Raw genomic sequence first — 23,576 nt, forward strand, 5'->3', positions numbered from 1 at the left:
CAGCGGACATTCAGGCCTCGACCATGAACGGCGCCGGATCGCCGCAACCGACGCGGATCACTTCCGGCTCGCCATCGGCCAGGTTGATCACGGTGGAGGCTTTGTTGCCGCCGAAGCCACCGTCGATGATCAGGTCGACCTGTTTTTCCAGGAGTTGGCGCATTTCGTACGGGTCTTCCAGCGGCTCGGTTTCACCGGGCATGATCAGCGACACGCTCATCAACGGCTCACCCAGCTCGGCCAGCAGCGCCAGGGCGATGGGGTGCTCGGGCACGCGCAGGCCGATGGTGCGTTTCTTCGGGTGCAGCAACAGGCGCGGCACTTCGCGGGTGGCGTTGAGAATGAAGGTGTAGGGCCCCGGCGTGTGGGCCTTGAGCAGGCGGAACGTGCCGGTGTCGACCTTGGCGAACAGCCCGAGTTGGGACAAGTCGCTGCAGATCAGCGCGAAGTTGTGTTTGTCATCCAGCTGGCGCAGGCGGCGTACACGTTCGACCGCGCCCTTGTCGCCGATCTGGCAACCGATGGCGTAGGACGAGTCTGTCGGATAGATCACCACGCCGCCGGCGCGAATGATCTCCACGGCCTGTTTGATCAGGCGCGCCTGGGGGTTTTCCGGATGAATCTGGAAGAATTGACTCACGTGTTCTACCTGTTCAGACGGTGGCAGTAATGGGGTCATGCTTGAATCGCCCCGACAAGAGCGGCAGGTCATCAGGTACCTGGCGATACTCGCCAATTTCGGACCAACCACCTGGGCCATGAAAGTCACTGCCGGCGCTGACCAGCAGACCAAATTCGCGGGCAAGGATCGCCAGGCTGCCCACCTGTTCGGCGGGCTGGTGCCCGTTGACCACTTCGATTGCGTGGCCGCCTGCTCCAATATAGTCGCTGATCAGCTTGCGGCGCTTGCTGCGGGTGAAATCGTAATGCCATGGATGTGCCAGGCTGACCCAGGCGCCGGAGGCGCGCAGGGTCTCGACCGTGTCTTCCAGGGTCGGCCAGTGTTGTTTGACGTCGCCCAGCTTGCCGGCGCCCAACCATTTGCGGAAAGCTTCGGCGCGGTCTTTGACAAACCCTTCGCGCACCATCCAGTCGGCGAAATGCGGCCGGGCCGGGGCGTTGCCACTGTCCCCCAGCTCCTGCTGGATGGCACGGGCGCCGTCGAGGGCGTTGGGCATGCCTTTGAGGCCGAGTTTGCGACTGATTTCTTCGGAGCGCAGCCAGCGGCCATCATGCAACGCCGCAATGGCGGCCACCAGCGGCGCGGCTGTTTGATCGAAACCGTAGCCGAGCACGTGAATGGTGGCGCCGCCCCAGGTGCAGGACAATTCCACGCCGTTGACCAGTTGCATGCCCAGCGCCTGCGCCGCCGTGCGGGCTTCATCGAGGCCCTCGAGGGTGTCGTGGTCGGTCAACGCCAGGACTCGCACGCCTTTTTCAAACGCACGCGCAACCAGTACCGCGGGCGCCAGGGCGCCGTCGGAGGCCGTGCTGTGGCAGTGCAAATCAACATTCACGGGAGTGTGTAACCTCAAGTCAGCTGGCGCTTTCGCTACCAAGGATGTTTGTTATTATGCCGCCACATCCAGCTTCTGGCTCTTACTGTGAAACAATTCATCGACTTCATCCCGCTGTTGCTGTTTTTCATCGTTACCAAACTCGACCCCAGGGTCATCGATATCGCCGGTCACCAGCTCTCGTTCGGAGGCATCTACAGCGCCACCGCCGTACTGATCATCAGCTCTATCGTCGTCTACGGCGCCATCTTCATCTCCCAGCGCAAGCTGGAAAAAAGCCAATGGCTGACCCTGGTCGCCTGCCTGGTATTCGGCGGCCTGACCCTGGCCTTCCACAGCGAAACCTTCCTCAAATGGAAAGCGCCGGTGGTCAACTGGCTGTTCGCCCTGGTGTTTATCGGCAGCCACTTCATCGGTGACCGCCTGCTGATCAAGCGGATCATGGGCCACGCGCTGACCCTGCCGGAGCCGGTGTGGACACGCCTGAACATCGCCTGGATCGTGTTCTTCATCTTCTGCGGCGCCGCCAACCTGTTCGTCGCGTTTACATTCCAGGACTACTGGGTCGACTTCAAGGTCTTCGGCAGCCTGGGCATGACTGTGCTGTTCCTGGTCGGCCAGGGCATCTACCTGTCGCGCCACCTGCATGACGCCGCCCCCACCACGCCAAAAACCGAGGACTGACATGCTCTACGCCATCATTGCCACCGACGTTGCCAACTCGCTGGAAAAACGCCTGAGCGTCCGCCCGGCCCACGTTGAGCGCCTCAAGCAGCTGCAAGCCGAAGGCCGCATCGTACTGGCCGGCCCGCATCCGGCGGTAGACAGCAACGACCCGGGCGAAGCCGGTTTCACCGGCAGCCTGATCGTTGCCGAGTTCGCCTCCCTCGCCGATGCCCAAGCCTGGGCCAAGGCTGATCCGTATGTCGCGGCCGGCGTTTATGCCGACGTGGTGATCAAGCCGTTCAAGCAAGTCCTGCCTTGACCGGGGTCCGTGCCGAACCTATTGCGTTCGGCACACTCCCAATGGCTCATTATTCTCGGTAACCTGCCGACAACGTTCTGAATATTCGTGTGGAATCAGGAGTTCCGATGCGCTTACGTCAGTTGTGTCTGTTGGTAGTGTTAACGATCGGGGCTACGGCCCACGCTGAAGAAACCCCTAACACCGGCAATTCGACGCCTCTGTCGTTGAGTGCCGGCAGCCAGATCACCGAGTTGCAGCAACGCTTGAAAGAAAGCGAGCGCCAGCGCGATGAACTGAGCAAGCAACTGCAAAACGCGGACGCCGCCCGCGAAAGCGCGCAATTGAGTCGTCTTCGCCAAGAGAACCAACGCCTGGCCCAGCAACTCAAAGAGACACAGGGCGGCGCCTTGACGCGCTGGCTGACCGAGCAACAACAGTGGTTTGTCACCGGCGGGGCCGTCGCATTGATCGCCTTGCTGTGCGGGATCTTCGCCAGTGGTGGGCACCGTCGCCGTCGACAATGGCTAAATTGAGTGAGTCATGAGCGAGCTGTTACTGATAGATGATGACCAGGAGCTCTGTGAGCTGCTGAGCAGTTGGTTGAGCCAGGAAGGTTTCCAGGTGCGCGCCTGCCATGACGGCCTGAGTGCGCGCAAAGCCCTGGCCGACAGTGCGCCCGCCGCCGTGGTGCTCGACGTAATGCTGCCCGACGGCAGTGGCCTGGAGCTGCTCAAGCAATTGCGCACCGACCACCCCGAGCTGCCAGTGCTGATGCTGTCGGCCCGTGGCGAACCGCTGGACCGCATCCTTGGCCTGGAACTCGGCGCCGACGATTACCTGGCCAAGCCCTGCGACCCCCGCGAGCTCACCGCCCGCCTGCGCGCCGTGCTGCGCCGCAGCCACCCGGCCGCGGTCTCCACGCAGATGGAACTGGGCGACCTGTGCTTCAGCCCGGTGCGCGGTGTGGTCAGCATCGACGAACAGGAATTCACCCTCACCGTCTCCGAAAGCCGCCTGCTCGAAGCCTTGCTGCGTCAGCCCGGCGAGCCCCTGGATAAACAGGAACTGGCGCAGATTGCCCTGGGCCGCAAGCTGACCCTTTACGATCGCAGCCTGGACATGCACGTCAGCAACCTGCGCAAGAAGATCGGCCCGCACCCCGATGGCCGGCCACGGATCATGGCGCTGCGTAGCCGCGGCTATTACTACAGCCTTTAAGCCATCGCTGTCCCTGTGGGAGCAGGCGCGCTCCCACACGCGGTGTTCTGACGCGCAAGTTTTTGTCAGGCCCGACCAAAACCCTCTTTACCCAAGCTTTACGCTCCCCTGACCGCCGCTGACCTTGATCTCCGTAATCTACTCACATCCGGACTCACCGGAATAGAGACAGGAGAATCACCATGCGCAAGACCCTTATCGCTTTGATGTTCGCCGCAGCCCTGCCAACCGTCGCCATGGCAGCAATGCCTGAAGGCCCAGGCCCGATGGGCGGTCCGGAAGGCCACATGATGGGCGGCCCGGGCCACGGCGGTGAACACGGTCCGCGTGGCAAAGGCGGCCCCTTCAGCCAACTGGACCTGAGCAAGGAACAGCGCCAGCAGATCGGCAAGTTGATGGGCGACCAATGGCACGCTCGCAAAGACCTGACCAAGAAGTACCTGGACAAACTGCCAGCCGCTGACCAGAAAGCCATGCAGGACGAAATTGCCGCCAGCAAGCAGAAAACCCAGGCGGACATCCGCGCGGTACTCAAGCCTGACCAGCAGAAGAAGTTCGACGAGATCGTCAAGAAACAAGCCGAGCGTCGTGCCGAGTGGAAGGAATTCCAGGCCTGGAAAGCGCAACAGCCGCAAAAAGCGCAATAATGCCCACGCGTTAACGCTCCCAGCCCAGTGGCCACCGCCACTGGGCTTTTCCTGTTTGAGGGTTTCCTGTGCGTTCATTGTTCTGGCGGATCCTGGCCAGTTTCTGGCTGGCCATCGCCCTGGTTGCCGGGTTGTCGATCCTGCTTGGGCATATGCTCAATCAAGATGCCTGGATTCTCAGCCGCCACCCTGGCCTCAACAACCTGGCGCAAGAGTGGACCGAGCTCTACGAATCCCAAGGCGAAGACGCCGCCCAGGACTTGCTGCAACAGCGCAAGCGCCAGTACCACATCGACGTGCAAGTGCTGAACGAAAGCGGCGACCCGGTGGTACGCGGCACCTTCCCGCGCCGCGCTGCCGCCTTCGAGGCCCGCCAGAACGACAGCCAGGACGGCCACCTGCCCTGGCGCCGCCTGACGGCCGAATACACCAGCGAAAAAACCGGCGACACCTACCTGCTGATCTACCGCATTCCCCACCCGGAACTGGATGCCTGGCACCGCAACAGCCTGCTGTGGCCACTCAGCGCGCTGGCGATTGCGCTAGTGGTGCTGACGCTGTTCAGCCTGCTGGTGACGCTGTCCATCACCCGCCCCCTCAGCCGCCTGCGCGGTGCGGTGCACGACCTCGGCCAAGCCACCTACCAGCAGAACAGCCTGGCGCAACTGGCCAACCGCCGCGATGAATTCGGCGTACTCGCCACCGACTTCAACCGCATGGGCGCGCGCCTGCAAAGCCTGATCGGCAGTCAGCGCCAATTGCTGCGCGACGTATCCCACGAACTGCGCTCGCCCCTGGCCCGTCTGCGTATCGCCCTGGCCCTGGCCGAGCGCGCCAGCCCCGAAGAACGAGAAAAGCTCTGGCCACGCCTGACCCGCGAATGTGATCGCCTCGAAGCCTTGATCAGCGAAATCCTGGTGCTGGCGCGCGTCGATGCCGACAACGCCAGCGCCGAAGACATCGACCTCAGTGCATTGCTCAAGACCCTGCAAAAGGACGCCCAACTCGGCGCGCCGGATCAGCTCGTGCAACTGAGTGCAGCGCCCGACCTGCAGCTCAAAGGCTGGCCGACCATGATCGAACGCGCCGTAGACAACCTGCTGCGCAATGCCCAGCGCTTCAATCCGCAGGGACAGCCCATCGAGCTGGCTGCGCAACGCCTGGGCGAACGCATCCTGATCAGCGTGCGCGACCACGGTCCCGGCGTCGATGCCGAACACCTCAGCCAGTTGGGCGAACCGTTCTATCGCGCCCCCGGCCAGACCGCCCAGGGCCATGGCCTGGGCCTGGCGATTGCGCGCCGCGCCGCCGAGCGCCATGGTGGCAGCCTGACCCTGGCCAACCACCCTGACGGCGGTTTTATCGCCAGCATCGACCTGCCGTTGGAACCCGGAGTTGTCACACCGGCCTGATCATCTCTTATAGTGGCCCTTCTCTTACGGAGGGCCTTTGATGACTGACTTGCTGACACCCATCCAAGCCGCACTCGATCTGCCGCACACCCCACTGACCTTGACCGAGGCCGGCGCCCTGCCCTCGACCTTCGCCGTCACCGAACTGGCGGCCGCCAGCCTCGGCGCCGCTGGCCAGGCCGTGGCCCAGTTGATCCAGCAACAGACCGGGCGCCTGCCCAACGTCAGTGTGGACCGACGCCTCGCCTCCTTCTGGTTCGCGTCCTCGCTCCGCCCGCTGGGCTGGCAAGTGCCGCCGCTGTGGGACCCGGTGGCCGGCGACTACCCCAGCGCCGATGGCTGGATACGCTTGCACACCAACGCCCCCCATCACCGTGCCGCCGCCGAACGCGTGCTGGGCCAGGTTGCCGAGCGCAAGGCGATGGCCGCCAAAGTCGCCGCGTGGAACGCCGCAGAATTGGAGCAGGCGATTGTCGATGAGGGCGGGTGCGCCGCGCAGATGCGCACTTGGCAGGCCTGGCAGGCACATCCCCAGGGGCTGGCCGTCAACGCCGAAGCGCTGGTGCAGCGCCAGACCTTCGACGCCACCACCGACCAGCCCTGGCTCGGTTCGGTGGCGCGCCCGCTGGCGGGCATCAGGGTGCTGGACCTGACCCGCGTGCTGGCCGGTCCCGTAGCCAGTCGTTTTCTTGCCGGCCTGGGTGCCGATGTGTTGCGCATCGACGCGCCCACCTGGAACGAACCCGGCGTCGTCCCGGAGATGACCTTGGGCAAACGCTGTGCCCGCCTGGACCTGAAAACCGCGCAAGGCCGACAGGTTTTCGAAGCCTTGCTCAAGGACGCCGACATCCTGTTTCACGGCTACCGCGCCGATGCCCTTGAACACCTGGGCTACACCGCCAGCGAGTGGCAGGCCCTCGCCCCCGGCCTGATCGACGTGAGCCTCAACGCCTACGGCTGGAGCGGCCCATGGCGCAACCGCCGGGGCTTCGACAGCCTGGTACAGATGAGCAGCGGCATCGCAGACGCCGGCATGGCCTGGAAACACACGGACAAACCGGTGCCACTGCCGGTGCAGGCGCTGGATCACGCCACGGGGTATTTGATGGCGGCCGCGGCCATCCAAGCCTTGAGTGAACGATTGAAGACCCGACGCGGTGGCTCGGCGCGGTTGTCACTGGCCCGCACGGCGAGGTTATTGATGGAAGCTGGACAAGTCCCGGAACAACCGGCGTTGCGTGCCGAAACAGCGGGCGATCAGGGTTTGCTGGTGGAGCAGACGGCGTGGGGCCAGGCCCATCGGTTGCTGGCGCCGCTAAGTATCAGCGGCTCGCCGTTGCAGTGGGATTTGCCGGCGGGAGAACTGGGTTCACATCGGGCGCAGTGGTGACCTGAAGCTCGCCTTCGCAGGCAAGCCTGCTCCCACATTGGATAGGCGGCGCGGTCAAAATGTGGGAGCGGGCTTGCCCGCGAAGAGGCCAGTACCGTCACCCCCTCACAAACTCAACACTCCGCTGTACAACCCATACGCCGCCAACCCCGCCCCCGCAATCACGCAGCTGAAAATGCCTTTCTCCATGTGGGTGAACAACGGCTGCCCCTGCTCGCGCTTGGCCAGGGCAAACAGAATCACCCCCGGCGCATACAACAGCGCCGACAGCAGCAGGTATTTCAACCCGCCGGCATAGAGCAGCCACACCGCATACCCCAGCGCGATCAAGCCCACCAGCAGATCCTTCATGCGTCGGCCCTGTTCACCTTCATAGGTTTCCCCGCGCCCACTCAACAGCACCGCATACGCCGCCGACCACAAATACGGCACCAGGATCATCGACGAAGCCAGATAGATCAACGTGGTGTAGGTGCTATGGGAAAACAGCGTGATCACCAGGAAGAGTTGGATCATCACGTTGGTCAGCCACAGCGCGTTGACCGGCACCTGATTGGTGTTTTCCTTCTTCAAAAACGCCGGCATGGTCTTGTCATGGGCCGTGGCATAGAGGATTTCGGCACACAGCAGCGCCCACGACAGCAATGCGCCGAGCAACGACACGGCCAGGCCGATGCTGATCGCCATCGCCCCCCACGGCCCGACGATATGTTCCAGCACGCCCGCCAAGGAAGGGTTTTGCAGTTGCGAGAGCTGCGACTGGCTCATGATCCCCAGTGACAACACATTCACCAGCACCAACAGCGCCAGCACACCGAGAAAACCGATCAAGGTGGCGCGGCCCACGTCCGAGCGTTTTTCGGCGCGCGCCGAGTACACGCTGGCACCTTCGATGCCGATGAACACAAACACGGTGACCAGCATCATGTTGCGCACCTGATCCACCACCGTGCCAAGTTTCGGATTGCCCAGGCCCCAGACGTCACGGGTGAAAATGTCGGCCTCGAACGCCACCACGGCGATCACGATAAACATCACCAACGGTACGATCTTCGCCACGGTGGTGATCTGATTGATGAACGCCGCTTCCTTGATCCCGCGCATCACCAGGAAATGCACGGCCCACAGCAGCAGCGACGCACAGCCGATGGCCACCGGCGTATTGCCCTGGCCAAACACCGGAAAAAAGTAACCGAGGGTGCTGAACAGCAACACGAAGTAACCGACGTTGCCCATCCATGCGCTGATCCAGTAGCCCCAGGCCGACGAAAACCCCATGTAGTCGCCAAACCCCGCCTTGGCATAGGCATACACGCCTGAATCCAGTTCAGGCTTGCGATTGGCCAGGGTCTGGAACACAAACGCCAGGGTCAACATACCGATGGCGGTAATTCCCCAGCCGATCAACACCGCACCCACCTCGGCACGGGCGGCCATATTTTGTGGCAGGGAAAAAATTCCGCCGCCGATCATTGACCCCACCACCAGGGCGATAAGGGCACTGAGTCGAAGCTTCTGGGCCGGTTGGGACATGCAGACTCCTAGCTAAAACAAAAATCAGCTGACAACTGTGCACTCAACTACGGGCGCAAATGAGTGTAGCGCTTAATAGCGATAGCAAATAAAACTCGGCTGTTCATAACGCAATGGCATGTCAAAAAAAGACACATTTAGTCTTATTTGAAATTTAAATACACCATCAACTTTTACAATTCTGAAAGATTTGTAAAACATCGTACAAAAATTTTGCACATCCGTGAAAACGGTCTAGCTTCAAACGTCCAACCCCCTGACTTATTAATTAACAATAACGGAGGAGCCGCTCTGGAAAGCACCTTTCGGAGCTTTTCATTGCCAATGGGATTCCATCCTAAGTCATTAATTCACAATGGAATGTGCCAATGAAGTGATCTGAGTCAGCTGTTTGAATAGCTCACGGATTTATTCTGTGGTCTCTCTTCTCCTGCATTGGAGTCACGCAATGTCTGAAACTCCTGGAAAACTTAGGCTTGGCGCACTGGTTGCACTTGTCGTGGGTTCGATGATTGGTGGCGGGATCTTCTCACTGCCGCAAAACATGGCCGCCAGTGCTGATGTGGGCGCGGTGTTGATCGGTTGGGTCATTACCGCCATTGGCATGTTGACCCTCGCGTTCGTCTTTCAAACCCTTGCCAATCGCAAGCCCGACCTCGACGGCGGCGTGTACGCCTACGCCAAGGCCGGTTTCGGCGACTACATGGGCTTCTCGTCGGCCTGGGGCTACTGGATCAGTGCCTGGCTAGGCAACGTGGGGTACTTCGTACTCTTGTTCAGCACCCTCGGTTACTTCTTTCCGATCTTCGGCGAAGGCAACACCCCCGCAGCCGTGATCGGCGCATCGGTGCTGCTATGGGCCGTGCACTTCCTGGTGCTGCGCGGGATCAAGGAAGCAGCGTTCATCAACCTGGTGACCACCGTCGCCAAGGTCGTGCCGCTGGTGCTGTTCGTGTTGATCGCACTGTTCGCGTTCAAGCTGGACATCTTCACCGCCGACATCTGGGGCGTGAAAAACCCGAGCCTGGGCAGCGTGATGAACCAGGTGCGCAACATGATGCTGGTCACCGTGTGGGTGTTCATCGGTATCGAGGGCGCGAGCATCTTCTCGTCCCGTGCGGAGAAACGCTCGGACGTGGGTAAGGCCACTGTCATCGGCTTTATCACCGTGCTGCTGTTCCTGATGCTGGTGAACGTGCTGTCCCTGGGGATCATGACCCAACCGGAACTGGCCAAGCTGCAGAACCCGTCGATGGCCGCCGTGCTGGAACACGTGGTGGGCCACTGGGGCGCGGTGCTGATCAGCGTCGGCTTGATCATCTCGCTGTTGGGTGCGCTGCTGTCGTGGGTGCTGTTGTGTGCGGAGATCATGTTCGCCGCCGCCAAGGACCACACCATGCCGGAGTTCCTGCGCAAGGAAAACGCCAATCACGTGCCGGTCAACTCCCTGTGGCTGACCAACGCGATGGTGCAGGTGTTCCTGGTGATCACGCTGTTCTCCGCCAGCACCTACTTGTCGCTGATCTACCTCGCCACCTCGATGATCCTGGTGCCGTACCTGTGGTCGGCGGCCTACGCCCTGCTGCTGGCGGTGCGCGGCGAGACCTACGAAAACGCCCTGAAGGAGCGCCAGAAAGACCTGTTCATCGGCGCCGTCGCCCTGATCTATGCGATCTGGCTGCTTTACGCCGGCGGTACCAAATACCTGCTGCTCTCCGCCCTGCTCTACGCCCCCGGCGCAATCCTGTTCGCCAAGGCCAAGCGTGAACTGGGCAAACCGATTTTCACCAACGTCGAGAAGCTGATCTTCGCCGCAGTAGTCATTGGCGCCCTGGTGGCGGCCTATGGGCTCTACGACGGTTTCCTGACCTTGTAATTGTTGATAACTGGAGGATCTGTAATGACCACGGAAAAAGTGAAGTACGGCGTACATTCCGAAGCCGGCAAACTGCGCAAAGTCATGGTGTGCTCCCCAGGCCTGGCCCACCAGCGGCTGACGCCCAACAACTGCGATGAACTGCTGTTCGATGATGTGCTGTGGGTGGCCCAGGCCAAGCGCGACCATTTCGACTTCGTGACCAAGATGCGCGAGCGGGATATTGATGTGCTGGAAATGCACAACCTGCTCACCGACATCGTTGCCATCCCTGAAGCGCTGGACTGGATCCTGGAACGCAAGATCACTGCCGATACGGTCGGCCTGGGCCTGGTCAATGAAGTCGGCTCGTGGCTGCGCAGCCTGGAACCACGCAAGGTCGCCGAGTTCCTCATCGGTGGCGTCTCGGCCGATGACCTGCCGAGCGAGTTCGGCGGCAAGACCATCGAAATGTTCCGCGACTTCCTCGGCCACGCCAGCTTCATCCTGCCGCCACTGCCCAACACCCAGTTCACCCGTGACACCACTTGCTGGATCTATGGCGGCGTGACGCTGAACCCGATGTACTGGCCGGCGCGACGTCAGGAAACCCTGCTGGCCTCGGCCATCTACAAATTCCACCCCGAGTTCACCAACGCCGACTTCCAGATCTGGTACGGCGACCCCGACAAGGATCACGGCGCGTCCACCCTGGAAGGCGGCGACGTGATGCCGATCGGCAACGGGGTGGTGTTGATCGGCATGGGCGAGCGCTCGTCCCACCAGGCGATCGGCCAGCTGGCGCGCAACCTGTTCAAGAACAAGGCGGTGGAGAAGGTGATCGTTGCCGGTCTGCCCAAATCCCGCGCCGCGATGCACCTGGACACCGTGTTCAGCTTCTGCGACCGCGACCTCGTGACCATCTTCCCCGAAGTGGTCAACCAGATCGTCGCCTTCACCCTGCGCCCTGACGAAAGCAAGCCGCACGGTATCGACATCCAACGCGAAAAAACCAACTTCCTCGACACCGTCGCCGCTGCCCTTGGCCTCAAGGCCCTGCGGGTAGTGGAAACCGGCGGCAACGCCTTCGCCGCCGAGCGCGAGCAGTGGGACGACGGCAACAACGTGGTCGCCGTGGAGCCCGGCGTGGTCATCGGCTACGACCGCAACACCTACACCAACACCCTGCTGCGCAAGGCCGGCGTGGAAGTCATCACCATCAGCGCCGGTGAACTCGGCCGGGGCCGTGGCGGCGGCCACTGCATGACCTGCCCGATCATCCGCGACCCAATCGACTACTAAACGACCATCCACCCGGCGGCGCATATCCCGCGCCGACCGGGCCGATTACCGAATCCAAGGAGAATCATCATGGCGTTCAACATCCACAACCGCAGCCTGCTCAGCCTGGAACACCACACCCCGCGCGAGCTGCGCTACCTGCTGGACCTGTCCCGCGACCTCAAGCGCGCCAAGTACACCGGCACCGAACAGCAGCACCTCAAGGGCAACAACATTGCGCTGATCTTCGAAAAAACCTCGACCCGCACCCGATGTGCCTTCGAAGTGGCGGCCTATGACCAGGGCGCCAACGTCACCTACATCGATCCGGGCTCGTCGCAGATCGGCCACAAAGAAAGCATGAAAGACACCGCCCGCGTACTCGGGCGCATGTATGACGCCATCGAATACCGTGGCTTCAAGCAGGAAATCGTCGAGGAACTGGCCAAGTTCGCCGGGGTGCCCGTATTCAACGGCCTGACCGACGAATACCACCCGACCCAGATGATCGCCGACGTGCTGACCATGCGTGAACACGCCGACAAGCCGATTCACGAGATCAGCTACGCCTACCTGGGTGACGCACGCAACAACATGGGCAACTCGCTGCTGCTGGTCGGCTCCAAACTCGGCATGGACGTACGCATCTGCGCACCGAAAGCGCTGTGGCCCCACGATGACCTGGTCAGCCGCTGCAAAAAATACGCGGAAGAAAGCGGCGCACGCATCACCCTCACCGACGACCCGAAAGCTGCGGTCAAAGGCGTGGACTTCATCCACACCGACGTCTGGGTGTCCATGGGTGAGCCAGTGGAAGCCTGGGCTGAACGCATCGAGCAACTGCTGCCGTACCAGGTGAACGCCCAGTTGATGAAAGCCACCGGCAACCCACGCACCAAGTTCATGCACTGCCTGCCGGCATTCCACAACAGCGATACCAAGATCGGCAAGCAGATTGCCGAGCAGTATCCGCACCTGGCCAATGGCATTGAAGTGACGGATGACGTGTTCGAGTCGCCGGCGTGCATTGCCTTCGAGCAGGCGGAAAACCGCATGCACACCATCAAGGCGATCCTGGTCTCCACCCTCGCCGACCTGTAACTGAAGGAATGCGGTCGACTGTGGGAGCGGGCTTGCTCCCACATTTTTTGCACCGTGTTCACAACGATGAATTTCAGAAGGACACTCTGTATGCGTATCGTCGTTGCACTGGGCGGCAACGCCCTGCTCCGCCGTGGTGAACCCATGACCGCGGACAACCAACGCGCCAATATCCGGATCGCCACCGAACAGATCGCCAAGATCCATTCTGGCAACGAACTGGTGATTGCCCACGGCAATGGTCCGCAAGTCGGCCTGCTGTCGTTGCAGGCGGCGGCCTACACCCAGGTTTCGCCTTATCCGCTGGATGTGCTGGGTGCCGAGACCGAAGGCATGATCGGCTACATCATCGAACAGGAACTGGGCAACCTGCTGGACTTCGAGGTGCCGTTCGCCACCCTGCTCACCCAAGTCGAAGTCGACGCCAAGGACCCGGCCTTCCAGAACCCGACCAAACCGATTGGCCCGGTGTATTCCAAGGCCGAAGCGCAGAAGCTCGCCGCCGAAAAAGGCTGGGCCATTGCGCCGGATGGCGACAAGTACCGCCGTGTGGTCGCCAGCCCGCGGCCCAAACGCATCTTTGAAATCCGCCCGATCAAGTGGCTGCTGGAAAAAAGCGCCATCGTGATCTGCGCCGGCGGCGGCGGCATCCCGACCATGTATGGCGAAGACGGCAAACTGCGTGGCATTGAGGCGGTGATCGACAAAGACCTGTGTTCGTCGCTGTTGGCCTCGCAACTGGACGCCGATCTGCTGGTGATCGCCACCGACGTCAACGCGGCCTTTATCGACTATGGCAAGCCGACCCAGAAAGCCATCGGCCACGCCCACCCCGACGAAATCGAGAAACTCGGCTTCGCCGCCGGCTCCATGGGGCCCAAGGTGCAAGCGGCCTGCGAGTTCGCCCGCAAGACTGGCAAAACCGCAGTCATCGGTTCACTCTCGGACATCGAAGCGATCGTCCAGGGCAGCGCCGGTACACGCATCAGCACGGCAAAGCCTGGCATTACCTACCTGTGAAGTTGAGGAGAAACGCCGATGGCCACCTTTGAACCGGGTCACTTGCACGTTGAACGTCATGCACTCAATGCCAATGACTACAGCTACAACCTGTGCATCGACTATGAAGTCAGCCAGGACCCCAAGGAAGGCAAGGGCATGCTCTTCAAGCTGCATGGCTCGGTGCAGGGCAAGGGCATCAAAGAGGAGTTTTTCCTGCCCAAGGACCAGGCATTCGACTTTGCCCGGCATGCGATGAACATTGCGCAGAAGTACGGCATGCCAAAGGTGGCGGTGCTCAACGGCTCGATGCACAAGCAGTACGACTTGATGTTCGAGGATGTGCGCCATCAACTGGATGTGAAGCCAGGTGATCCGGTCAAACCTGAGCACTTAGAGTAAGCACAGCGTAAATCCCCTGTGGGAGCGGGCTTGCTCGCGAATGCGGTCGATCAGTTAGCACATCAGTGACTGATACACCGCATTCGCGAGCAAGCCCGCTCCCACATTTGGATCTTCATCCCATGTGAGATTTCACCTCTACCCTCGCTCCAAGGCATACTTGCCACCTCTCGCTCTGCAGAATTGCCATCCATCCCATGCGTATCCACGTCAGCTTCATCGACCGCGTCGGCATCACCCAGGAAGTCCTGGCCCTGCTCGGTGGGCGCAATCTCAACCTGGATGCGGTGGAGATGGTGCCGCCCAACGTCTATATCGACGCGCCGACCCTCAGCGCCGATGTGCTCGAAGAACTGCGTGATGCGTTATTCAGCGTGCATGGCGTGCAAGCCGTCACCGTGGTCGACATCCTTCCCGGCCAACGTCGCCACCTGCAACTCGACGCCCTGCTGGCCGCCATGACCGACCCGGTGCTGGCGCTGGACAGCGCGGGCACGATCCTGCTGGCCAACCCGGCACTGATCGCCCTGTACGGCCGCGAACCGGCCGGGGAAAGCATCAGCGCACTGTTCAACGACCCCAAGCTGCTGGAGACCTTGCTGGAGCAGGGCTTTCGTTTGCCCTTGCGCGAAATCAGCGTCAACGGCCAGACCCTGCTGCTGGACGCCACGCCGATCACTGATGCCGGCGCCCTGCTGACGTTGTACCAACCCAACCGCATCGGCGAACAACTGTCGGCACTGCACCACGACCACGCCGAAGGCTTTGATGCACTGCTCGGCGAGTCCCCGGTGATCCGCACCCTCAAGGCCCGCGCACAGCGGGTGGCGGCGCTGGATGCGCCGCTGTTGATCCAGGGCGAAACCGGCACGGGCAAGGAACTGGTGGCACGGGCCTGCCACGCCATCAGTGCGCGGCACAGTGCACCGTTCCTGGCACTGAACTGCGCGGCGTTGCCGGAAAACCTCGCCGAGAGCGAGTTGTTCGGCTATGCACCGGGCGCGTTTACCGGCGCCCAGCGCGGTGGCAAGCCAGGGCTGATGGAGCTGGCCAACCAGGGCACGGTATTTCTCGATGAAATCGGCGAGATGTCGCCGTATCTGCAGGCCAAGCTGCTGCGTTTTCTCAATGACGGCAGTTTCCGTCGCGTGGGGGGTGACCGTGAGGTGAAGGTCAACGTGCGCATCCTCAGCGCCACCCACCGCGACCTGGAAAAGATGGTCAGCGAAGGTACCTTCCGCGAAGACCTGTTCTACCGCCTCAATGTGCTCAACGTCGAAGTGCCGCCGCTGCGCCAACGGGGCCAGGACATCCTGCTGCTGGCGCGCTACTTCATGCAGCAGGCCTGCGCGCAGATCCAGCGCCCGGTCTGCCGCCTGGCCCCCGGCACCTATCCGGCGCTGCTGGGCAACCGCTGGCCGGGCAATGTGCGCCAGTTGCAAAACGTGATCTTCCGCGCCGCCGCCATCTGCGAAAGCAGCCTGGTGGACATCGGCGACCTCGACATCGCCGGCACCTCGGTGGCCCGTCAGAATGACAACGAAGTCGACAGCCTGGAGCAAGCGATGGAAGACTTCGAACGCAACCTGCTGGAAACGCTCTACACCAGCTACCCCTCGACCCGCCAACTGGCCAGCCGTTTGCAGACCTCCCATACGGCGATTGCCCATCGCTTGCGCAAGTACGGCATTCCCAACAAGCCCTGAACCCACAAAATCCAAATGTGGAATGCTCCCACATTTGGAATGCCTGCCCATTTTTGGTCCAGGAACGACATTCCGTGTACTGAAAGCGCTACAGCGTAACGATTTCGCTACAACCCTGTTTTTTGCGTGCCATGCAAGGCTTTGATCCACATAGGCTTTTTTTAACCGGTCCAGCTGTATCGAAATCGCTACAGGTGAAATGCATAACGCTATAACCAAATTAACCAAGTCTTTGTTTTATAACGATTTAATAACCTTGGCCGCGTTCTTGCTAAGCAACTCCTCATTATTCCAATCCCGTCCACCAGACGATTCTGGCCCTGAGGAGTTTCCATGAGCGAGTTGCGTTTCACCGAAGATCACGAATGGCTGCGCGCCGAAGCTGACGGCAGCGTCACCGTGGGTATCACGGCTTTTGCGCAAAACGCGCTGGGTGACGTGGTTTTCGTGCAACTGCCGGAGTTGCAGGCCTACGAGCAAGGCGCCGAAGCGTCCACCGTGGAATCGGTCAAGGCCGCCAGCGGCGTGTACATGCCCCTGACCGGCGAAGTGCTGGAAGTGAACGACAAACTGAGCGACAGCCCGGAACTGGTCAACGAAGACCCGCTGGGCGAAGGCTGGTTCTTCCGCTTTAAACCGGCCGATGCCGACGCGGTAGCTAAACTGTTGGATCAGGACGCGTACGACCGCCTGATCAAAGCCAACGCCGAAGCTTGAGGAGCGCGCAATGACCGTTAACATCAGCACCGCCAACGAATTCATCGCCCGCCACATCGGCCCGCGCGCGCAAGACGAGCAACACATGCTCGCCAGCCTCGGTTTCGACTCCCTCGAAGCCCTGAGCGCCAGCGTGATCCCGGAAAGCATCAAGGGCACCAGCGTACTCGGCCTGGAAGACGGCCTGAGCGAAGCCGCGGCCCTGGCCAAGATCAAGGCCATCGCCGGCAAGAACCAACTGTTCAAGACCTACATCGGCCAGGGCTACTACAACTGCCACACGCCGGCGCCGATCCTGCGCAACCTCCTGGAAAACCCGGCCTGGTACACCGCCTACACGCCGTACCAGCCGGAAATCTCCCAAGGCCGCCTGGAAGCGCTGCTGAACTTCCAGACCCTAATCAGCGACCTTACCGGCCTGCCGATCGCCAACGCCTCCCTGCTGGACGAAGCCACCGCCGCTGCAGAAGCCATGACCTTTTGCAAGCGCCTGAGCAAGAACAAGGGCAGCAACGCCTTCTTCGCCTCGATCCACAGCCACCCGCAAACCCTCGACGTGCTGCGCACCCGTGCCGAGCCACTGGGCATCGACGTGGTGGTGGGCGACGAACGCGAACTGACCGATGTCAGCCCGTTCTTCGGCGCCCTGCTGCAATACCCGGCCAGCAATGGTGACGTGTTCGACTACCGCGCACTGACCGAGCGCTTCCACGCTGCCAACGCCCTGGTGGCCGTGGCCGCCGACCTGCTGGCCCTGACCCTGCTGGCCCCGCCGGGCGAGTTCGGTGCCGACGTGGCCATCGGCAGCGCACAACGCTTCGGCGTGCCGCTGGGCTTTGGTGGCCCGCACGCGGCGTACTTCTCCACCAAGGATGCGTTCAAGCGCGACATGCCCGGCCGCCTGGTCGGTGTGTCCGTCGACCGTTTCGGCAAGCCGGCCCTGCGCCTGGCCATGCAGACCCGCGAGCAACATATCCGCCGCGAGAAAGCCACATCGAACATCTGCACCGCCCAGGTGCTGCTGGCCAACATCGCCAGCATGTACGCCGTGTACCACGGCCCCAAAGGCCTGACCCAGATTGCCCAGCGTGTGCACCAGCTGGCCGCGATCCTGGCCAACGGCCTGGCTACCCTGGGTTTCAAGGCCGAGCAGCAAAACTTCTTCGACACCCTCACCCTCAACACCGGCGCCCACACCGCTGCCCTGCATGACAAGGCCCGCGCCCAGCGCATCAACCTGCGTGTGGTAGACGCTGAGCGTCTTGGCGTTTCCGTGGATGAAACCACCACCCAGGCCGACATCGAAACCCTGTGGGCGATCTTCGCCGACGGCAAGGCCCTGCCGGACTTCAACGCCAGCGTCGACAGCACCCTGCCCGCCGCGCTGCTGCGTCAGTCGCCGGTGCTCAGCCACCCGGTGTTCAACCGCTATCACTCGGAAACCGAGCTGATGCGCTACCTGCGCAAACTGGCCGACAAGGACCTGGCGCTGGACCGCACCATGATCCCGCTGGGCTCGTGCACCATGAAGCTCAACGCCGCCAGCGAAATGATCCCGGTGACCTGGGCCGAGTTCGGCGCCCTGCACCCGTTCGCCCCGGCCGAGCAGAGCGCCGGCTACCTGGAGCTGACCTCCGACCTGGAAGCCATGCTCTGCGCGGCCACAGGTTACGACGCGATCTCCCTGCAACCGAACGCCGGTTCCCAGGGTGAGTACGCCGGCCTCCTGGCGATCCGCGCCTATCACCAGAGCCGTGGCGATGCGCGCCGCGACATCTGCCTGATCCCGTCGTCGGCCCACGGCACCAACCCGGCCACCGCCAACATGGCCGGCATGCGTGTGGTGGTGACCGCCTGCGATGCGCGCGGCAACGTCGACATCGAAGACCTGCGCGCCAAGGCCATCGAGCACCGCGATCAGCTCGCCGCAATGATGATCACCTACCCGTCCACCCACGGCGTGTTCGAAGAAGGTATCCGCGAAATCTGCGGGATCATCCACGACAACGGCGGCCAGGTGTACATCGACGGCGCCAACATGAACGCCATGGTCGGCCTGTGCGCACCGGGCAAGTTCGGCGGCGACGTGTCCCACCTGAACCTGCACAAGACCTTTTGCATTCCCCACGGCGGTGGCGGCCCGGGCGTCGGCCCGATTGGCGTCAAAGCGCACCTCACGCCGTTCCTGCCGGGCCACGCGGCCATGGAACGCAAGGAAGGCGCGGTGTGCGCGGCGCCGTTCGGCAGCGCGAGCATTTTGCCGATCACCTGGATGTACATCAGCATGATGGGCGGTGCGGGCCTCAAGCGCGCTTCGCAGCTGGCAATCCTGAATGCCAACTACATTTCCCGTCGCCTGGAAGAGCACTACCCGGTCCTCTACACCGGCAGCAACGGCCTGGTCGCCCACGAATGCATCCTGGATCTGCGCCCATTGAAAGACAGCAGCGGCATCAGCGTGGATGACGTGGCCAAGCGCCTGATCGACTTCGGTTTCCATGCGCCAACCATGTCGTTCCCGGTGGCCGGCACCTTGATGATCGAGCCGACCGAGAGCGAATCCAAGGAAGAACTGGACCGCTTCTGCAACGCCATGATCGCCATCCGCGAAGAAATCCGCGCAGTGGAAAACGGCACCCTGGACAAGGACGACAACCCACTGAAAAACGCCCCGCACACCGCCGCTGAACTGGTCGGTGAATGGACGCATCCGTACACCCGCGAGCAAGCGGTGTACCCGGTGCCGTCGTTGATCGAAGGCAAGTACTGGCCGCCGGTTGGGCGCGTGGACAACGTGTTTGGTGATCGCAATCTGGTGTGCGCCTGCCCTTCCATCGAGAGCTACGCGTAACCCAAGGATGTACTGGGTAAAAATGTGGGAGCGGGCTTGCTCGCGAATGCGGTCTATCAGTTGATACAACTGTGATTGACCCACCGCTTTCGCGATCAAGCCCGCTCCCACATTTAACCGAGTGGGCCTTCAGAAAATAATAAGAAACCGGAGAACAACCATGTCTTTAAGCGTGTTCGACCTGTTCAAGATTGGCATCGGCCCCTCCAGCTCCCACACCGTCGGCCCGATGCGCGCCGCCGCTCGATTCGTCGAGGGGCTCAAGCGTGACAACCTGCTGAGCGCCACCACGTGCGTCAAGGTGGAACTCTACGGCTCGCTGGGCGCCACCGGCAAAGGCCACGGCAGCGACAAGGCCGTGTTGCTGGGCCTGGAAGGCGAACACCCGGACACCGTCAACACCGAAACCGTGGCCACGCGCCTGGCGCAGATGCGTAAGGACGGCCGCCTCAATCTGCTCGGCGAACACAGCATCGTGTTCAACGAGAAAGAACACCTGGCGATGATTCGCAAACCCCTCGCCTACCATCCCAACGGCATGATTTTTCGTGCCTTCGACGCCGCCCATATCCAGATCCGCAGCCGCGAGTACTACTCGGTCGGTGGTGGTTTTGTGGTGGATGAAGACGCGGCCGGCGCCGACCGTATCGTCGAAGACGCCACCCCGCTGACCTTTCCGTTCAAACACGGCAAGGACTTGCTACAGCATTGCACCACCTACGGGCTGTCCATCAGCCAGGTCATGCTGACCAACGAAAGTGCCTGGCGCCCCGAAGCCGAAACCCGCGCCGGGCTGCTGAAGATCTGGCAGGTGATGCAAGATTGTGTGGCTGCGGGCTGTCGCAACGAAGGCATCTTGCCCGGCGGTTTGAAGGTCAAGCGCCGCGCGGCGGGGTTGCATCGCCAGCTGTGCAAAAACCCGGAATCGGCGCTGCGTGATCCGCTGTCGGTACTGGACTGGGTCAACCTCTACGCCCTGGCCGTCAACGAAGAAAACGCCAATGGCGGACGCGTCGTGACGGCGCCCACCAACGGTGCGGCCGGAATCGTGCCGGCGGTGCTGCATTACTACATGCGCTTTATCCCCGGCGCGAACGAAGACGGCGTGGTGCGCTTTCTGCTCACCGCGGCCGCCATCGGCATTCTGTACAAGGAAAACGCCTCGATTTCCGGCGCCGAAGTCGGCTGCCAGGGCGAAGTCGGCGTGGCCTGTTCAATGGCCGCCGGCGCCCTGTGTGAGGTGTTGGGCGGCACGGTTTCCCAGGTGGAAAACGCCGCCGAAATCGGCATGGAACACAACCTCGGCCTGACCTGCGACCCGATTGGCGGGCTGGTGCAGGTGCCGTGCATCGAGCGCAATGCGATGGGCTCGGTGAAAGCCATCAATGCGGTACGCATGGCCTTGCGCGGCGACGGGCAGCACTTTGTGTCCCTCGACAAGGTCATCCGCACCATGCGCCAGACCGGCGCCGATATGAAAAGCAAATACAAGGAAACCGCCCGTGGCGGTTTGGCGGTCAACATTATCGAGTGCTGACGCCTCAAGGCGCGCCAGCACGTTTTTCAGGAGCTGAACATGTCCACCGAAACCCTGTTGAAAACCCCACTGCATGCCCTGCACATCGAACTCGGCGCGCGCATGGTGCCCTTTGCCGGCTACGACATGCCGGTGCAATACCCACTGGGCGTGATGAAGGAACACCTGCACACCCGTGAACAGGCCGGGTTGTTCGACGTGTCCCACATGGGCCAGATCCGCCTCACCGGCGCGAATGCCGCCAAGGCCCTGGAAACCCTGGTACCGGTCGACATCATCGACCTGCCGGTCGGCATGCAGCGCTACGCGATGTTCACCAACGAGCAGGGCGGCATCCTCGACGACCTGATGGTGGCCAACCTGGGTAACGACGAACTGTTCCTGGTGGTCAACGCGGCCTGCAAGGACCAGGACCTGGCGCACCTGCGCAAACACATTGGCGAACAATGCAGCATCGAACCGCTGTTCGAAGAACGCGCCCTGCTCGCCCTGCAAGGCCCGGCGGCGGTAAAGGTGCTGGCGCGCCTGGCGCCGGAAGTCACCAAGATGACCTTCATGCAGTTCGCCTCACTGCGCCTGCTGGGCGTGGACTGCTATGTCAGCCGTTCGGGCTACACCGGTGAAGACGGTTTTGAAATCTCCGTACCCGCTGCCAGCGCCGAAAGCCTGGCCCGCAGCCTGCTGGCCGAGACCGAAGTCCAGCCCATCGGCCTGGGCGCCCGCGACTCCCTGCGCCTGGAAGCCGGCCTGTGCCTGTACGGCCACGACATGAACGTCGACACCACGCCGATCGAAGCCAGCCTGCTGTGGGCGATCTCCAAGGTCCGCCGGGCCGACGGCGCGCGTGCCGGTGGCTTCCCGGGTGCCGACCGCATCTTCACCCAACAGCAAGCCGGTGTGAGCCGCAAGCGAGTGGGCCTGCTGCCGCAAGAACGCACGCCGGTACGTGAAGGCGCAGAAATCGTCGACGAACACGGCACCTTGATCGGCAGCGTGTGCAGCGGCGGTTTTGGTCCGACCCTCGGCGGCCCACTCGCCATGGGTTACCTGGACAGCGCATTCATCGCGCTGGACACTGAAGTCTCTGCGTTGGTACGTGGGAAAAAGGTGCCACTTCGTGTAAGTAAAACGCCATTCGTCCCACAGCGTTACTATCGTGGCTGATTAACTGTTCCTATAAGTAACGCGGTTGCGTTAATGCGCACTAATTTGTAACGCAACCGCCATAAAACAGTGCATTGACGATAGTCAATACATTAAGGAATAACCTATAACAAGTGATCAACTCTATCGAATAAGGCCAGTCCCGAACAGCCACCAAAGTGTCATAAAACCGAGCAAACGCTGGGGTTTTGTCAGGGCTTGTATTTTACTTATTAGTTGGCGTAGAGTTTGCCCACTGTGTTTGCATGGGTCGCTTTGAACCTGGACCTGGGCAGTAGCTGAAGTAGTTGCGCTACAACCCGTTCGACGTCTTACTTTCCTGCAATCCAGTCCAGTACTCTTTCATGCGAAAGAGGCTGTCATTAATTTTTAGCGTCAAGGAAATAAGAAAATGTCGGAGAGCAAACGTCAGAGCGGCACCGTCAAGTGGTTTAACGACGAAAAAGGGTTTGGTTTTATCACTCCAGAAAGCGGCCCGGATCTGTTCGTGCATTTCCGCGCTATTCAGGGCAACGGCTTCAAGAGCCTGAAAGAAGGCCAGAAAGTGACCTTCGTCTCGGTCCAGGGCCAAAAAGGCCTGCAAGCAGACGAAGTACAAGCAGAAGGCTGATCCTTCCTGCGACAAAAAGCCCCTGATATGACATCAGGGGCTTTTTTATGGGCGTTATTCCGTACTATGGCTTTTTTCTCCAGAGAGCCCTGCCATGTCCAAATCCCTGCTGAGCCCCCAGGGCGAATTTCCCGCCGTTGGCCTGGGCCGTCGTCTGGCAGCGATGTTCTATGACTTCCTGTTGTGCACCGCGCTGCTGATCGTCACCGCGTTTATCTACAAGCTGGTGTGGATGGCGTTTGTCGGCGAAGCCAAGATGCGCACCCTGACCGAATCCGGTGCGCTGGACGGCGATCCGTTGCTGTCGACGATTCTGTTTTTTGTGCTGTTTGGCTTCTTCGCCAAGTTCTGGACCCATTCCGGGCAGACCCTGGGCATGCAGGTGTGGGGCGTGCGCGTGCAGAACGCCGACGGCTCGCGGATCAGCCTGTGGCAGGCGCTGCTGCGGTTTGTGGTGTCGATTGCGTCGTGGCTGTGCGTGGGGCTGGGGTTTGTCTGGTCGCTGTTTGATAAGCAAAAGCGCAGCTGGCATGACATCTATTCGGATACGCAACTGGTGCGGATCCCCAAACAGAAGAAATAATCACAGCCTAGTGAAGATCCAAATGTGGGAGCGGGCTTGCTCGCGAAGGCGGTGTATCAGTCAATCAATATATCGACTGACACTCC

General features: G+C 61.5%; 22 protein-coding genes. 19 read left to right on the forward strand and 3 right to left on the reverse strand.

The genetic code is table 11. From position 1 onward, the window contains the following. Positions 1–10: 10 nt before the first annotated feature. Positions 11–640, reverse strand: a complete 630-nt coding sequence (locus LIY36_RS15670) for an L-threonylcarbamoyladenylate synthase (RefSeq protein ID WP_192299401.1) — start codon at positions 638–640, stop codon at positions 11–13. A 13-nt stretch (positions 641–653) separates the two neighbouring features. After that, positions 654–1,517: a PHP domain-containing protein gene (locus tag LIY36_RS15675; protein ID WP_192299402.1), complete on the reverse strand. Its 864-nt coding sequence runs from the start codon at positions 1,515–1,517 to the stop codon at positions 654–656. A gap of 87 nt (positions 1,518–1,604) precedes the next feature. Here LIY36_RS15675 and LIY36_RS15680 point away from each other — a divergent pair, with 87 nt between their 5' ends. The 7 genes from LIY36_RS15680 to LIY36_RS15710 all read left to right on the forward strand — a co-directional run bounded on the left by LIY36_RS15680 (position 1,605) and on the right by LIY36_RS15710 (position 7,151). Then, positions 1,605–2,201: a septation protein A gene (locus tag LIY36_RS15680; protein WP_192299403.1), complete on the forward strand. Its 597-nt coding sequence runs from the start codon at positions 1,605–1,607 to the stop codon at positions 2,199–2,201. Between the two features lies 1 nt (position 2,202). Beyond that, positions 2,203–2,502 (forward strand): YciI family protein, encoded by a 300-nt coding sequence (locus tag LIY36_RS15685; protein ID WP_010208140.1) that lies wholly within the window; start codon positions 2,203–2,205, stop codon positions 2,500–2,502. A 107-nt stretch (positions 2,503–2,609) separates the two neighbouring features. Then, positions 2,610–3,017 (forward strand): translation initiation factor 2, encoded by a 408-nt coding sequence (locus LIY36_RS15690; protein WP_192299404.1) that lies wholly within the window; start codon positions 2,610–2,612, stop codon positions 3,015–3,017. 7 nt (positions 3,018–3,024) lie between these two features. Further along, a complete protein-coding gene (locus LIY36_RS15695) occupies positions 3,025–3,702 on the forward strand; it encodes a response regulator transcription factor (RefSeq protein ID WP_226456234.1) in 678 nt (225 codons plus the stop codon). A gap of 182 nt (positions 3,703–3,884) precedes the next feature. Further along, entirely contained in the window at positions 3,885–4,349 is a 465-nt protein-coding gene (locus tag LIY36_RS15700) for an LTXXQ domain protein (protein ID WP_192299406.1), read from the forward strand. 68 nt (positions 4,350–4,417) lie between these two features. Continuing rightward, positions 4,418–5,761 carry a sensor histidine kinase gene (locus tag LIY36_RS15705; protein ID WP_226456235.1) on the forward strand — a complete coding sequence of 448 codons (1,344 nt, stop codon included), beginning with the start codon at positions 4,418–4,420 and terminating at the stop codon, positions 5,759–5,761. A 40-nt stretch (positions 5,762–5,801) separates the two neighbouring features. Further along, positions 5,802–7,151: a CoA transferase gene (locus LIY36_RS15710; RefSeq protein WP_226456236.1), complete on the forward strand. Its 1,350-nt coding sequence runs from the start codon at positions 5,802–5,804 to the stop codon at positions 7,149–7,151. Between the two features lie 105 nt (positions 7,152–7,256). Here LIY36_RS15710 and arcD (LIY36_RS15715) read toward each other — a convergent pair whose 3' ends face one another. Then, complete coding sequence (gene arcD / locus LIY36_RS15715) at positions 7,257–8,684, reverse strand: arginine-ornithine antiporter (RefSeq protein WP_192299409.1); 1,428 nt, start codon at positions 8,682–8,684, stop codon at positions 7,257–7,259. A gap of 448 nt (positions 8,685–9,132) precedes the next feature. On the opposite strand from arcD (LIY36_RS15715), the gene arcD (LIY36_RS15720) reads away from it, so the two are divergent. The 12 genes from arcD (LIY36_RS15720) to LIY36_RS15775 all read left to right on the forward strand — a co-directional run bounded on the left by arcD (LIY36_RS15720) (position 9,133) and on the right by LIY36_RS15775 (position 23,490). Then, entirely contained in the window at positions 9,133–10,560 is a 1,428-nt protein-coding gene (arcD, locus tag LIY36_RS15720; RefSeq protein ID WP_192299410.1) for an arginine-ornithine antiporter, read from the forward strand. Between the two features lie 24 nt (positions 10,561–10,584). Beyond that, on the forward strand, positions 10,585–11,841 hold the full coding sequence (gene arcA / locus LIY36_RS15725; RefSeq protein WP_226456237.1) for an arginine deiminase: 1,257 nt from the start codon (positions 10,585–10,587) through the stop codon (positions 11,839–11,841). Positions 11,842–11,910: 69 nt separating this feature from the next. Next, positions 11,911–12,921, forward strand: a complete 1,011-nt coding sequence (locus LIY36_RS15730) for an ornithine carbamoyltransferase (protein WP_226456238.1) — start codon at positions 11,911–11,913, stop codon at positions 12,919–12,921. Positions 12,922–13,011: 90 nt separating this feature from the next. Then, entirely contained in the window at positions 13,012–13,941 is a 930-nt protein-coding gene (arcC, locus tag LIY36_RS15735) for a carbamate kinase (RefSeq protein ID WP_192299413.1), read from the forward strand. 18 nt (positions 13,942–13,959) lie between these two features. Beyond that, the gene (locus tag LIY36_RS15740) at positions 13,960–14,322 is read left to right on the forward strand and encodes a DUF5064 family protein (RefSeq protein ID WP_226456239.1); all 363 of its coding nucleotides are present in this window, start codon (positions 13,960–13,962) and stop codon (positions 14,320–14,322) included. 197 nt (positions 14,323–14,519) lie between these two features. Continuing rightward, a complete protein-coding gene (locus tag LIY36_RS15745) occupies positions 14,520–16,028 on the forward strand; it encodes a sigma-54-dependent transcriptional regulator (protein WP_192299415.1) in 1,509 nt (502 codons plus the stop codon). 333 nt (positions 16,029–16,361) lie between these two features. Then, on the forward strand, positions 16,362–16,745 hold the full coding sequence (gcvH, locus tag LIY36_RS15750) for a glycine cleavage system protein GcvH (protein ID WP_192299416.1): 384 nt from the start codon (positions 16,362–16,364) through the stop codon (positions 16,743–16,745). A 10-nt stretch (positions 16,746–16,755) separates the two neighbouring features. After that, positions 16,756–19,596 carry an aminomethyl-transferring glycine dehydrogenase gene (gene gcvP / locus LIY36_RS15755; RefSeq protein WP_192299417.1) on the forward strand — a complete coding sequence of 947 codons (2,841 nt, stop codon included), beginning with the start codon at positions 16,756–16,758 and terminating at the stop codon, positions 19,594–19,596. A 160-nt stretch (positions 19,597–19,756) separates the two neighbouring features. Further along, complete coding sequence (locus LIY36_RS15760; RefSeq protein ID WP_226456240.1) at positions 19,757–21,133, forward strand: L-serine ammonia-lyase; 1,377 nt, start codon at positions 19,757–19,759, stop codon at positions 21,131–21,133. A 39-nt stretch (positions 21,134–21,172) separates the two neighbouring features. Continuing rightward, on the forward strand, positions 21,173–22,297 hold the full coding sequence (gcvT, locus tag LIY36_RS15765) for a glycine cleavage system aminomethyltransferase GcvT (RefSeq protein ID WP_226456241.1): 1,125 nt from the start codon (positions 21,173–21,175) through the stop codon (positions 22,295–22,297). 391 nt (positions 22,298–22,688) lie between these two features. Further along, entirely contained in the window at positions 22,689–22,907 is a 219-nt protein-coding gene (locus LIY36_RS15770; RefSeq protein WP_226456242.1) for a cold-shock protein, read from the forward strand. 94 nt (positions 22,908–23,001) lie between these two features. After that, complete coding sequence (locus LIY36_RS15775; RefSeq protein ID WP_226456243.1) at positions 23,002–23,490, forward strand: RDD family protein; 489 nt, start codon at positions 23,002–23,004, stop codon at positions 23,488–23,490. Positions 23,491–23,576 lie beyond the last annotated feature (86 nt).

This window comes from Pseudomonas sp. AF03-9 (assembly GCF_020515815.1).
Lineage (GTDB): Bacteria > Pseudomonadota > Gammaproteobacteria > Pseudomonadales > Pseudomonadaceae > Aquipseudomonas.

Coding starts and splice junctions, on each gene's coding strand:
- LIY36_RS15685 (WP_010208140.1), top strand. CDS start 2,203: ATGCTCTACGCCATCATTGCCACCGACGTTGCCAACTCGCTGGAAAAA.
- LIY36_RS15690 (WP_192299404.1), top strand. CDS start 2,610: ATGCGCTTACGTCAGTTGTGTCTGTTGGTAGTGTTAACGATCGGGGCT.
- LIY36_RS15695 (WP_226456234.1), top strand. CDS start 3,025: ATGAGCGAGCTGTTACTGATAGATGATGACCAGGAGCTCTGTGAGCTG.
- LIY36_RS15700 (WP_192299406.1), top strand. CDS start 3,885: ATGCGCAAGACCCTTATCGCTTTGATGTTCGCCGCAGCCCTGCCAACC.
- LIY36_RS15710 (WP_226456236.1), top strand. CDS start 5,802: ATGACTGACTTGCTGACACCCATCCAAGCCGCACTCGATCTGCCGCAC.
- arcD (WP_192299409.1), bottom strand. CDS start 8,684: ATGTCCCAACCGGCCCAGAAGCTTCGACTCAGTGCCCTTATCGCCCTG.
- arcD (WP_192299410.1), top strand. CDS start 9,133: ATGTCTGAAACTCCTGGAAAACTTAGGCTTGGCGCACTGGTTGCACTT.
- arcA (WP_226456237.1), top strand. CDS start 10,585: ATGACCACGGAAAAAGTGAAGTACGGCGTACATTCCGAAGCCGGCAAA.
- LIY36_RS15730 (WP_226456238.1), top strand. CDS start 11,911: ATGGCGTTCAACATCCACAACCGCAGCCTGCTCAGCCTGGAACACCAC.
- arcC (WP_192299413.1), top strand. CDS start 13,012: ATGCGTATCGTCGTTGCACTGGGCGGCAACGCCCTGCTCCGCCGTGGT.
- LIY36_RS15740 (WP_226456239.1), top strand. CDS start 13,960: ATGGCCACCTTTGAACCGGGTCACTTGCACGTTGAACGTCATGCACTC.
- LIY36_RS15745 (WP_192299415.1), top strand. CDS start 14,520: ATGCGTATCCACGTCAGCTTCATCGACCGCGTCGGCATCACCCAGGAA.
- gcvH (WP_192299416.1), top strand. CDS start 16,362: ATGAGCGAGTTGCGTTTCACCGAAGATCACGAATGGCTGCGCGCCGAA.
- gcvP (WP_192299417.1), top strand. CDS start 16,756: ATGACCGTTAACATCAGCACCGCCAACGAATTCATCGCCCGCCACATC.
- LIY36_RS15760 (WP_226456240.1), top strand. CDS start 19,757: ATGTCTTTAAGCGTGTTCGACCTGTTCAAGATTGGCATCGGCCCCTCC.
- gcvT (WP_226456241.1), top strand. CDS start 21,173: ATGTCCACCGAAACCCTGTTGAAAACCCCACTGCATGCCCTGCACATC.
- LIY36_RS15770 (WP_226456242.1), top strand. CDS start 22,689: ATGTCGGAGAGCAAACGTCAGAGCGGCACCGTCAAGTGGTTTAACGAC.
- LIY36_RS15775 (WP_226456243.1), top strand. CDS start 23,002: ATGTCCAAATCCCTGCTGAGCCCCCAGGGCGAATTTCCCGCCGTTGGC.